Here is an 11,967-nt window from a genome sequence, read left to right as displayed (position 1 = left end):
ATAATATTTTTCATTTAAACACGTGATATACTAGTTCCGTACTTAAGTTTAACGTTATGGGAAAAGGTGGTTTAATATGAACTTTATCGATCAATTCATGGCTAGTCTAGGTTTTCAATTTAAAAAAATAGCAACCTTTCGTTCACAAAGTGTTTGGAAATCCATTTTTTATATGGTGATGCTAATTTTACTAACCGGCGTTATTGTCAGCGCCTTTAAACTTTCAAATTCAGGATCTATATCAAAACAACTATCTTCATTGCCTGACAACTACTCGATCAGTACCAATGGTGCAACACCTTTAAAAGAAACACTAGCAATCCGCCTACCACAAGTTGATACAATTCTTATTGTCGGAGCAACTGAACCACCAGAAGGGGCGACACAAGGTTTAAAGAATATTATTGGATTAGGCGAAGCAAAATGGTCTTTCGGTAGAGTGGGATACCCAGCGAAACAATTTGATTATGCAAGTTTCCCCTTCTTTAATGAGAGCAAAGCTCTATCTAAAAACAAACTTCTTCAATTAAGTGAAGAAATCGATGAAACAATCACAATGTTTAGTCCTTTCTATCAATACGTTCGTGTCTTGCTCGATCTAATTGTACATACCGTCTTGATAAGCTTATTGGCTCTGGCGGGACTGAGTTTTAAGAAAATGCTTTCGATTACGTATAAAGAGGCCTGGATTATTACCTCTTTTGGAATCACTGCACCAATACTCGTTCGTACGCTAATAGAACTTCTAGGTATTACAATTCCTAGTTTAACAATACTTTATTGGATGGTCATTGCCTTCTTTTCTATTTGGACCATTCGTTATATAACAATTGCAGCGCAAAATTAAGTTCCTAATAGTAGTGTTTGGACGAAAAGAGCTAAAAAATTCAAGAGAAACGCAACCTCCAAACCTGAAGTGTATACAATGAATGCACGAAAAGCAAAGGAGCAAACTCACTTAAAAAGTGAACCTACTTTGATTAGCCTCACGTAAATAACCCATCTTACTGCATGATTTGGTTTTTAACCGCGCAGTAAGATGGGTTATACTAAAAAATAGCTAAATACTTATCCGAAAGCTATTTTCACGATTTTTTTTCGAACAACTTTTAGTAATAGGATGACTCAAAACAACAAGGGACATCTACCTTCACCAAATCCTATTTACTATCATTCTTCCAAGAAAACGGATTTTTTTATGCATCTATTTTTGAATAATTATGGGTTTTGCAACCCTCTCTTTATGACAGGTGCAACAGAATCTCGTAAAATTAATTCATTCTTTATTTCCACCACTCTTAGCGTTTCTTTTCCTTCAATGATTTCGATGAGCATTTTTGTAGCTCTCCTCCCCATTTCATAAGGAAATTGCCCCACTGTTGTTAATTTAGGTGCGACATATTTCGATAACAGAATGTTATCGAAACCAATTATAGATAATTGGTCAGGAACTTGTAGCTTTAATTCGTGCGCTGCTTGTAATGCTCCAAGTGCCATTACATCACTTGCGCAGAAAACAGCTGTAATCTCTGGATAATTCAAAAGCAAAGGAATCATCGCTTGTTTCGCATCCTCTTCGACGAAGTTTCCAGCTATTATATAATCTTCGCGACATTCGATACCTGTTTCTTTCAAGGCAGCTTTGTATGCTTTCTCTCGTTCTTTGCTAACATGGGCGTGTTCTGTACCATTTAGATAAGCTATGTTCTCATGACCAATCCGTCTTAAATATTTCACAGCATTTTTTGCACTTTCAAATTGATCAGAAGTAACATAACCGAGTTTTTTTCCCTCTATCGGAATATCAATAAGAATACAAGGCGTTTCACTATTCACCACTTCTTGTAAATAGAGATCATCCATTTTCAATCCTTGGATAATCACACCATCCAACTGCCTCTCGGCACAAATTTGCTTATAAGTTTTATTGCGTTGCTTAGATGTTGTCATACTTAGGACGATTACTTCATAGTCTGTTTCCGCTAAATAACCAGATATACCACATAATGTTTCAAACATAAAATTATCCTTTACACTTTCTCGTGTCAGATCTGTCACAATCAACCCTATTGTCTTCGATTGCTTCATCACCAAGCTACGTGCAAGGATATTCGGACTATACCCTAAATCATTAGCAACTTGAAAAATTTTTGTTTTTGTTTGCTCACTTACATCAGAATATCCGTTTAACGCACGAGAAACTGTTGTTACAGAAAAACCCGTAGCTTTTGAAATGTCTTTTAAAGTAACTGCCACAATTCATCACTCTTCTTTCACTTATATAATGTACTAAAAGAAGTTGTTCAAAAAACCAAGTGAATGCTCCTAAAAACACAAATTCCTCTTGATCGTTCTAGAAAGCAAACTCTTAAGATATCGAATTGCAATGTCAGCCTATTCTTTTACTTCCCTTTCTGAACAAAAACTTAAAGGTTTCGATAATATTCCACTTCTTATTCACACCTATAGAATATAGGATTTAATAAGACTATTCAATCATTTATATTTTCATTGGGAAAATAGTAAAAAAAAAAACAACTTGATTCCGAAACGTTTCGGGTTTAAAATGAGAATGCAAAAGAAAAATGATAGCGATTTCAAAAGAACATCTTAATGGCTATTTACCATTACTATGTAACATGACAATTTAGGAGGGATTCTTAATGAAATTTTGGAAACCTGCAACAACCGTACTTCTATCCTCTATGCTTATACTAGCTGCAGGGTGTAGCAAAAATGATAAAAACCAAGGTAGTGATGATTTAAACGGAAAAACGATTACTGTAGGTTCTTGGAAAGGAACAGAGGCTGAGGTTACAACATGGGACAAGCTTCTTAAAGACTTCGAGAAAGATACTGGTATTAAAGTGAAAAAGAAAGTATACAACGACTACGCGACTCAATTACAAACAGACCTTATTGGAGGCACTGCACCTGATGTATTTTATGTAGATGCTTTGATAACTCCAGAGCTATCAAAACTAGGAATTTTAGAACCACTTGATGACTATATCGGGGATACACAGGGCTTTAATAAAGACGACTTCTTTAAACCTGCTTACAACGCATTTACGGGTGAAGATGGTAAACAATATGGCATACCCAAGGATTTTTCTACTTTAGGTCTCTTCTATAATGAGGATCTATTATCTAAAGCGGGCTTTACACCAAATGATATTCCGACTGAAGCAGAAAAACTTCCAGCATTTCTAAAAAACTTACAAGATAAACTACCTAATGGGGTAACAGCTGGGATTACAAGCTCAGAGTTAGCTCGTCATTTGTTTATTCTGCAAGCAAACGGAACAAGCATCACGAATGACAAAGGCTATGCTGTACTAAGTCAAATTGACCAAATTTCTGCTTTACAGCCACTTGTTGATGCATACAAAGACGGCCTTATCAAACGTCCAGCTGATCTTGGACAAGATTGGTCTGGAGATTCATTCGGCGCACAAAAAGCAGCGATTATGATTGAAGGTAACTGGGCAATTGCACACCTGAAACAAAACTTCCCTGATGTAAAATTTGGTACGAAGGAAACGCCTACAATTAACGGAAGTCAAGGATCTACGATGTTTACAGTGAGCTATTCCATAAATACTAATTCAAAAGTAAAAGGCACCGCTTGGGAATTCATTACATATGCGTCTGGAAAAACAGGAATGAAGACATGGGCTGAAGGATCGGGCACTTTACCATCCCGCAAATCAGTTTCAAATGAATTAAAGCTTAACGATAACGAACTACTTGCCCCATTTGTTGCAGCTGGTTCATATGCAACTCCTTGGCAAAAAGGTGATACCCTTTCAATCGTGGCACGTGAATATAATAATTTTCTTCCATCTGCTTTAAAAGGAGATATTTCTCTTGAAGAAGCTATGAAAAAAGCAGAAAATGCAGCTAACAAAGATATTAAAACACAATTAAATAAATAATAACCTAAACCAATAGCTCAACTTGCAAGGGGCAGGCGATTGGTATCTAAAGAAACATTTCGCTCAAGGAACAATAACTCTTCTTGGAATCAGCCCTTTTCATCGAGTTATTTCTTTCATTTTTAAAACATTCTGCTTTTATAAAAAGGAGTGAGAAATGGTGGATACAACTCAGTTCAATTCACCGAAACAATCAATGCCTCCTAGTAGTCCATTGAAAAAAACAAAATCTAAATCACATATTCGCGAAGCCATTCAAGGGTATGGTTTCATGTTACCAACACTTATAATCTTATTCATTTTCACTTTGGTACCAGTTCTATATTCTTTATTCTTATCTTTTACAAAAGTAAATCTATTCGGCGGCATAAGTTATGAGTGGGTTGGGCTTAAGAATTATATAAATGCTTTTCAAGATGAGCGACTTTGGACGGCTTTCAAAAATACATTCCGATACGTAATTTTTGTTGTTCCGATTCAAACAGCTATTGCACTCGTTATTGCAGCCGTACTTAATTCAGGAGTGAAATTCCAATCGACATTCAGGACTATTTATTTTTTACCAACATTAACATCTAGTTCTGCCTTAACCATGATTTTTATGTTCCTGTTTAGTCTTAATGGACCGTTAAATAATTTTCTTGTTAACATTGGAATATTAATTGAACCAATTAACTTTATTAATGAGACAAACTTTGCTTTGACAACCATTATGGTAATGAACATTTGGTCAACGGTTCCTTATTTCATGACGATTTATCTCGCGGGGCTTCAAGACATTCCCCACTCCTTATACGAGGCAGCAGATTTAGACGGTGCAAATGCATGGCAAAAATTAATAAAGATTACTGTTCCTAACCTAACACCTATTACGAATTACGTATTATTAATGGGTATTATCGGAAGCTTCCAATTATTCGATCAAGCTTATATCATTTCAGGTGGTACAGGAGGACCTAGTAATGCAACACTTACTTTCTCACTAATCATCTATCAATATGCTTTTAAAACACTTGGAACAATGGGATATGCATCTGCACTTGCGATTCTTTTAACAATTATTATCTTCATTGTTTCTATGATCGCCCGCAAACTGAACAAAGAAGAAGCAAATTATTAAGGGAGTGATTTATCGATGAAACAAAAAAAATGGCCACGAGTCATTATGTATATTGTGCTTATTACGTACGGTCTCGTTACACTCTATCCATTCCTTTGGGCAGTACTTGCGGCATTCAAACCATATAAAGAAATTGTAAGTGGCGGATTATCCTTACTACCACAGGAACCAACGCTCGATAACTTTAAATATATCTTCACTCGAGATCCATTATTTACAAAGTGGATTATTAACTCATTTATCATTGCTACATTAGGAACAATTGTAAACGTTATTCTAAATACGATGTCAGGATACGCTCTTGCTAGACTACGTTTTCCTGGACGTAACTATGTATTCTTATTAATCCTAACTGTAATGATGGTACCGGGACAAATTTTATTAATTCCTAATTTCCTTATTATGAAATCATTAGGATTCCTTGACACATATGCAGCATTAATTTTGCCTGGCGCTATTAACTTTGCCTATATATTTATGATGCGGCAATTCTTTGTTAACTTCCCGAAAGAAATTGAAGAAGCTGCTCAAGTTGAGGGACTCAGTCGATTTAAAACGTTTTGGAAAGTTGTTTTCCCAATGGCAAGAGCATCTGTTGCTACACAAGCCGTATTTGTATTTCTAGCATTTTGGAATGAATTCTTAAAACCATTACTCTATATTACTTCTCCAGAGAAGTATACCTTAACACTCGGTCTTCAATCGTTCCAAAGTCAAAACGCTACTCAATGGAATTATATTATGGCCGCTTCGGTCATCTCTATTATTCCTATTATTATCATTTACATCGTCTTAAACCGCTACTTTATGCAAGGCTTTAGAATTGGTGGCGACAAATAAAAGGGGGATTTCACATGACAAAAAAAATTGAAGCTTTCATTTTTGATCTAGACGGAGTCATTACAGATACAGCAGAATACCATTACCTTGCTTGGAAAAAGCTTGGCGAAGACTTAGGTATTCCCTTTGAGCGTGAGTTTAACGAAACCTTAAAAGGGGTTAGTCGCACAGAATCTTTAGAAAGAATTTTACAACTCGGAAATCGCCAACACGACTTCACTTCTGAAGAAAAAATCAAATTAGCAACGAAGAAAAATGCTCACTATGTCGATTTAATTCAAGATATTACAGCAAAAGATTTATTACCAGGTGTCGAAGCCTTTTTACAACAAATCAAACAAGCTGGTCTTAAAATTGCAATGGCATCTGCCTCTAAAAATGCGCTTATGGTGGCCAATTCTCTTGGAATCAGTCATTACTTTAACCATATTGTAGATGCAGGCACAGTAACTAACTCTAAACCAGATCCAGAAGTATTCCTAAAAGCCGCGGAAGCTATCCATGTCTTTCCTGAATTCTGTATAGGTGTTGAAGATGCCGCTGCTGGCGTGGAAGCAATAAATTCAGCAAATATGTTCTCTGTCGCAATTGGCGATCCTAGTATTTTAGGACATGCCAACCTCGTGCTTTCATCTACTGCTGAGTTAAATACAGAGACTATTAAAGAACAATTTATGCTAGCTTAATAGACAAATTTAACATTTCATGTGTATGTTAAATTTGCAACATCCACCCTCATTGAGTTAATAAGTTTAGCAAAAAAACAGAAAGTGATATTAAAAACTATAAAGGAACCGCACTGTTTTTCTTACACCATTATTTCACAACCAATATAGTAATTTTGTACGTATTAAACAAATGAAATCACTTTCTATTCACTCTTTACATTTGCCATTTAGTTCTTATGGAGTGCATTTGCGGAAAGAAACGAATCCATATTTTGGTAGGAGGAACACTTTCATGGCTGAATTAAAATTAGATCATATTTATAAGATTTATGATAGCAACGTAACAGCAGTTCACGACTTTAACCTTCATATTCAAGACAAAGAATTTATTGTATTTGTAGGGCCATCAGGTTGTGGCAAATCAACTACACTTCGCATGATTGCAGGATTAGAAGAAATTTCAAAGGGAGATTTCTATATCGATGGAAAGCGAGTAAACGATGCAGCTCCAAAAGACCGTGATATCGCAATGGTATTCCAAAACTACGCATTATACCCTCATATGAGTGTATATGATAATATGGCTTTCGGATTAAAGATTCGTAAGTTTCAAAAAGACGAAATTAATCGTCGCGTAAACGATGCAGCTCGTATCCTAGGTCTTGAACAATACTTAACTCGTAAGCCAAAGGCCCTTTCAGGCGGTCAGCGTCAGCGTGTAGCGTTAGGTCGTGCAATCGTTCGTGATGCAAAGGTATTCTTAATGGATGAACCATTATCTAACCTTGATGCAAAGCTACGTGTATCGATGCGTGCAGAAATTTCTAAACTTCACCAACGCTTAGGAACAACAACAATTTACGTAACACATGACCAAACAGAAGCAATGACAATGGCAACACGTCTTGTTGTTATGAAAGGTGGCATAATCCAACAAGTGGGTACACCAAAAGAAGTATATGAAAAACCTGAGAATGTATTCGTTGGCGGATTCATCGGATCTCCAGCAATGAACTTCCTACGAGGTAAATTAATGGACGATACTTTCATAATTGGTGATGCAAAAGTGAAGGTTCCAGAAGGAAAAATGAAATATTTACGCGAACAACACTATGTAGGAAAAGACATTATTATGGGTATTCGTCCAGAAGATTTTCATGATGAACCAATATTTATCCAATCTGCACTAGACTCTACAATTAATGTAACAGTTGAAGTAGCTGAATTATTAGGTGCTGATTCTATGCTATATTCTCAAATTAATGGACAAAGCTTTGTAGCTCGTGTAGATGCACGTTCTGGCTTCAAGTCAGCTCAAACTGCTACCTTTGCTTTAGATATGAACAAAGTCCATTTCTTCGATTCAGCTACTGAAGCTCGCATTCGTAGCAATAACGCAAAGTAAGAAAAACGGAGTATGGAGAGCTATCCATGCTCCATATTTTATTCATATAGGGGCACCCGACATACCCATCAACTTAAAAATCTTCACTACCCTCAAGTGTCAAAAAACATTATTCTTTCTAAACAAGCTAGTTAGGAAAGGAATCGAAACCATTCATGCTCTATATAAACAAAAACGTACAATGAATTACAACAATTAGTACTGGTTGCATAAAATTTAACTGTAATCAATCCAACTTTCTGGCTGTTAAGAAACTTTGCAACAGAACCCTTTGGTTATTTTGTAATTGATTTACAGACAATCCCCCACCCCAATCAATAGAAGAAACGATCCCTCTATAAGCTCAATAGGTCGTATTTAGAAATAAAAGTAAGCCTATGACCTATTTTCACACGTATCTCGGCTGTATCCCTATGTAGTCGATTAGAAGCTAACACAGGTATTTCTATGAGTCCAGAAGGACTCAATCAACGCTTTAATTCTCGAGCTGTACAGTTGTTACAACAACTCTTAGCACATTTACTTCACCAAAAATTAAACTTGTATAATCTTAACTTGATGGGCATGTGGTGCTACCCCATCGCTATCAAGCTAAGGGTGCCATGAGAGTATATTTGAATGTGTTTTTGAAATTTCTACGACCACATTAAAGATGTGCATACCAATTAAACCTTGATACGGTGTATTTATAAAGATTATGCAGTTTTCTGCTTGAGATTGGATATAGTACACTAATAGACGACACTCGAAATATCAAAGACTGTCTTTTTCCCATATCGATGGGATTTTCGTCCATTTTTCTGTAATAGGTCAAACAGACGAAGGGAAATTTTTGATACTTCTTGGGTGTCTTTTTATATAGCTCCATATACTAAGTATAGATGATCTTGAATCATATAAATTGCTTTATATTCACTTAATTCTTTTTGTTTTTTCTTATGAGAAAAAAGGATAGATAAAGCCTGAAAACGCTTGAAGAAAGGGGATATCCCTATTCTTCACTCAGACCAAGGTTGGCACTATCAAATGGATAAATACCACCATATCTTAAAAGAATACAATATAAATCAAAGTATGTCCCGTTAGGAAAATTGCTTAGATAATGCAGTCATTGAAAATTTCTTTGGCTTATTAAAGTCTGAATTACTTTATCTTAAAGAATTTGAAAGTATCGAACACTTTAAGAGTGAATTAGAAAATTATATTCATTATTACGGCCACAAAAGAATCAAAAAAAAATTAAAAGGATTTCCCCCTGTGAAATACAGAGTACAATCCTTATTCGTTGCTTAAATATATGTCCAAATTTTGGGTCCAGTACATATCAGTATGTCCAAAGTTCAGAGATTCCTTGCAAGCATCTTCAGTTTTTTGCACCAGAACCCAGTAAAATGAAATAGACTTTTTAATTTCTTTGTCTTGTTTACGTAACCTTCAATTCTTCATATAATAAAATTAACATTTCTTTTAAATACAAAGGTGGAATACTATGGCTAAGACAATTGCAGATATCGCTAAATTAGCAGGTGTTGCAAAAAGTACTGTATCCCGTTACTTAAATGGTGGATATGTAAGTGATAAAACAAAACAAAAAATTGAAAGTATTATTGAAATGACTAATTTCTCTCCCAATACATTTGCACAAAGTTTAAAAGCAAAAACAACAAATTTAATTGGTGTCATTATCCCCCGATTAGATTCCTTCGCTACAACAAAAACACTTATCGGGATTGATAATACTTTGCGAGAAAATAACTATCAAATGCTTGTTGCAAATGCGAATCAAAAAATCGAAACGGAAATTCAAGCAATGGAAAACTTTATAAAACAAAAAGTAGCTGGCATAATTTTATTAACAAAAACTTTAACAAAAGAGCATAAACACATTATCGCTAATTCTACTACTCCTATTTTATTTGTTGGTCAAGAATATGAGGATCAATATTGCCTCGTTCATGATGATTTTGATGCTGCTTATGAGCTAGGAGCATACATATTATCACAAGGCCACCGTCATATCGCCTATTTAGGAGTAGAAAAAGATGATATTTCTGTTGGTTTAAATCGAAAAAATGGTTTTCAAAAAGCGATTGAAAATTTAGATCCTACTTGTACCGTTTCTTATTACGAAACAACTTTCAAAATAGAAGATGCGATGAAACAAGTACAGCATATTTTAGATCACAACCGCCCTACTATTGTCGTATGTGCTACAGATAATATCGCCCTTGGAGCAATGAAAGTAATTCATTCTAATCATCTTTCTATTCCAAATCATATCTCTGTAGCAGGATTCGGTGGATATGATATTTCGGAAATGGTACACCCTAGCTTAACGACAATCGCATTTGACTATGAGTATGCTGGTAAGCTTGCTGCTACTTCCCTTTCACAGCTTGTTGAAAACAAAACAATACCTAAAATATTACATTCTCGCTATACATTAAAAATCCAAGAAAGCGTTGACAAAATTTAAAGACGCTCTATAATAAAGATAAAACCGGTTCCACATTTTAAAAACAGGATTTTTACATCACACCCTGTTTTTTATTTTAACCAAAAACGGAACCGGTTCCATAAATAGAAAGTGTTTTAGTAAGGAGGAATTTTTATGAATATGAAAGAAATCGCAACGCAAGTTTTACAGAACATCGGCGGAAAAGAAAACATTATTCGCGCTACACATTGCGCTACTCGCCTTCGTCTTATACTCAAAGATGAAACAAGAATAAATGCAGCAGAAATCGAAAACATCGATGGGGTTAAAGGTGCTTTTGCAACGTCTGAGCAATATCAAATTATTTTTGGAACTGGTGTAGTAAACAAAGTATATGATGAATTTTCAAAACTAATTGGAATATCGTTTGATTCCCCAGTATCAAACGATATTCCTAAGAAAAAAATGAATCCGTTCGCTCGACTTGCAAAGACATTATCCAATATTTTCGTTCCAATTATTCCAGCTATTGTCGCAAGCGGTTTACTTATGGGTCTACTCGGAATGTTGAAAGCGTTTAAATTAGTTCCTGGCGATCACTCACTTATCCAATTGCTTGATATGTTCTCAAGTGCAGCTTTCATTATTTTACCTATTTTAATCGGGGTTAGTGCTGCTAAAGAATTTGGCGGAAATATTTTCTTAGGTGCAGTTATTGGCGGCATATTAACTCACCCAAGCTTAACGAATCCTTGGACTCTTTCAAATGCAAAACCAACTGTTTTACATTTCCTTGGTATGGATATTGATATGATTGGCTATCAAGGCACTGTTCTACCTATTTTATTATGCGTATATGTTATGAGTACAATTGAAAAGGAACTCCGAAAACGCGTTCCGAACTCTTTAGATTTATTAGTTACACCGTTCTTAACAATTATTATAACTGGCTTTTTATCACTTATTATTATCGGACCAATTGGATATAAAATCGGTGACGGTATTACGTACCTTTTAAATACTATTTATCAATTTGCAGGACCAGTAGCTGGCCTTATATTCGGTGGGCTATATTCAACAATCGTTCTTACTGGCTTACACCATAGCTTCCATGCTATTGAAGCGGGCTTACTCGCTAATAAAGATATCGGTGTCAATTTCTTACTCCCTATTTGGTCAATGGCGAACGTTGCTCAAGGTGGGGCTACTTTAGCAGTTTATTTCAAAACAAAAAACAAAAAAACGAAAGAAATTGCAATTCCAGCAGCAGCTTCAGCATTTTTAGGAATTACAGAACCAGCTATTTTTGGTGTCAATTTAAAACTTGGTAAACCATTTATTGCAGCAGCAATTGGAGGCGCAATTGGAGGCGCTTACGTTGTTTGGATGCAAGTTGCAGCAAATGCATATGGTTTAACAGGTATTCCAATGCTTACAATTGTTGCACCTCTTGGCATGATGAATGTGATTCACTATGTAATCGGCTTCGCTATTGCAGTTATCACTGCTTTTGTTGCCACATTCATTTTATATAAAGAAAGTAAATAACAACGAGGTGA

At 35.4% G+C, this 11,967-nt stretch carries 9 protein-coding genes and 2 pseudogenes; 9 read left to right on the top strand and 2 right to left on the bottom strand.

The genetic code is table 11. The features are described from left to right. Positions 1-76: 76 nt before the first annotated feature. Positions 77-847, top strand: coding sequence for a DUF1189 family protein (locus QCI75_RS27575; protein ID WP_353761716.1), 771 nt, complete (start codon positions 77-79; stop codon positions 845-847). A 371-nt stretch (positions 848-1,218) separates the two neighbouring features. On the opposite strand, the gene QCI75_RS27570 is transcribed toward QCI75_RS27575, so the two are convergent. Next, positions 1,219-2,256: a LacI family DNA-binding transcriptional regulator gene (locus QCI75_RS27570; RefSeq protein WP_353761715.1), complete on the bottom strand. Its 1,038-nt coding sequence runs from the start codon at positions 2,254-2,256 to the stop codon at positions 1,219-1,221. A gap of 407 nt (positions 2,257-2,663) precedes the next feature. On the opposite strand from QCI75_RS27570, the gene QCI75_RS27565 reads away from it, so the two are divergent. The 5 genes from QCI75_RS27565 to QCI75_RS27545 all read left to right on the top strand — a co-directional run bounded on the left by QCI75_RS27565 (position 2,664) and on the right by QCI75_RS27545 (position 7,971). Next, positions 2,664-3,938 carry an ABC transporter substrate-binding protein gene (locus QCI75_RS27565; protein WP_002151098.1) on the top strand — a complete coding sequence of 425 codons (1,275 nt, stop codon included), beginning with the start codon at positions 2,664-2,666 and terminating at the stop codon, positions 3,936-3,938. Positions 3,939-4,095: 157 nt separating this feature from the next. Further along, the gene (locus QCI75_RS27560) at positions 4,096-5,058 is read left to right on the top strand and encodes a carbohydrate ABC transporter permease (protein ID WP_353761714.1); all 963 of its coding nucleotides are present in this window, start codon (positions 4,096-4,098) and stop codon (positions 5,056-5,058) included. Between the two features lie 15 nt (positions 5,059-5,073). Next, a complete protein-coding gene (locus tag QCI75_RS27555) occupies positions 5,074-5,898 on the top strand; it encodes a carbohydrate ABC transporter permease (RefSeq protein WP_215575239.1) in 825 nt (274 codons plus the stop codon). Positions 5,899-5,912: 14 nt separating this feature from the next. Beyond that, positions 5,913-6,584 carry a beta-phosphoglucomutase gene (gene pgmB, locus QCI75_RS27550; protein WP_353761713.1) on the top strand — a complete coding sequence of 224 codons (672 nt, stop codon included), beginning with the start codon at positions 5,913-5,915 and terminating at the stop codon, positions 6,582-6,584. A 274-nt stretch (positions 6,585-6,858) separates the two neighbouring features. Next, positions 6,859-7,971: an ABC transporter ATP-binding protein gene (locus QCI75_RS27545; protein ID WP_353761712.1), complete on the top strand. Its 1,113-nt coding sequence runs from the start codon at positions 6,859-6,861 to the stop codon at positions 7,969-7,971. Between the two features lie 731 nt (positions 7,972-8,702). On the opposite strand, the pseudogene QCI75_RS27540 reads toward QCI75_RS27545, so the two are convergent. Beyond that, positions 8,703-8,906, bottom strand: a pseudogene (locus QCI75_RS27540) (IS4 family transposase); the annotation flags it as partial. A gap of 31 nt (positions 8,907-8,937) precedes the next feature. Between QCI75_RS27540 and QCI75_RS27535 the strand changes: the two are divergent. The 3 genes and pseudogenes from QCI75_RS27535 to QCI75_RS27525 form a co-directional block, all read left to right on the top strand. Continuing rightward, positions 8,938-9,264 (top strand): annotated as a pseudogene (locus tag QCI75_RS27535) (IS3 family transposase); the annotation flags it as partial. Positions 9,265-9,460: 196 nt separating this feature from the next. After that, positions 9,461-10,447, top strand: coding sequence for a LacI family DNA-binding transcriptional regulator (locus tag QCI75_RS27530; protein ID WP_098912530.1), 987 nt, complete (start codon positions 9,461-9,463; stop codon positions 10,445-10,447). Positions 10,448-10,582: 135 nt separating this feature from the next. Beyond that, positions 10,583-11,956, top strand: coding sequence for a sucrose-specific PTS transporter subunit IIBC (locus QCI75_RS27525; protein ID WP_353761711.1), 1,374 nt, complete (start codon positions 10,583-10,585; stop codon positions 11,954-11,956). Positions 11,957-11,967 lie beyond the last annotated feature (11 nt).

Origin of the sequence: Bacillus cereus group sp. RP43, from assembly GCF_040459645.1 — a bacterium.
Taxonomy (GTDB): Bacteria; Bacillota; Bacilli; order Bacillales; family Bacillaceae_G; genus Bacillus_A; species Bacillus_A mycoides_C.
Note: the sequence above shows the minus strand (reverse complement) of the source record. Positions and strands in the feature narration are given on the sequence as shown.

Coding starts and splice junctions, on each gene's coding strand:
- QCI75_RS27560 (WP_353761714.1), top strand. CDS start 4,096: ATGGTGGATACAACTCAGTTCAATTCACCGAAACAATCAATGCCTCCT.
- pgmB (WP_353761713.1), top strand. CDS start 5,913: ATGACAAAAAAAATTGAAGCTTTCATTTTTGATCTAGACGGAGTCATT.
- QCI75_RS27575 (WP_353761716.1), top strand. CDS start 77: ATGAACTTTATCGATCAATTCATGGCTAGTCTAGGTTTTCAATTTAAA.
- QCI75_RS27565 (WP_002151098.1), top strand. CDS start 2,664: ATGAAATTTTGGAAACCTGCAACAACCGTACTTCTATCCTCTATGCTT.
- QCI75_RS27545 (WP_353761712.1), top strand. CDS start 6,859: ATGGCTGAATTAAAATTAGATCATATTTATAAGATTTATGATAGCAAC.
- QCI75_RS27555 (WP_215575239.1), top strand. CDS start 5,074: ATGAAACAAAAAAAATGGCCACGAGTCATTATGTATATTGTGCTTATT.
- QCI75_RS27530 (WP_098912530.1), top strand. CDS start 9,461: ATGGCTAAGACAATTGCAGATATCGCTAAATTAGCAGGTGTTGCAAAA.
- QCI75_RS27525 (WP_353761711.1), top strand. CDS start 10,583: ATGAATATGAAAGAAATCGCAACGCAAGTTTTACAGAACATCGGCGGA.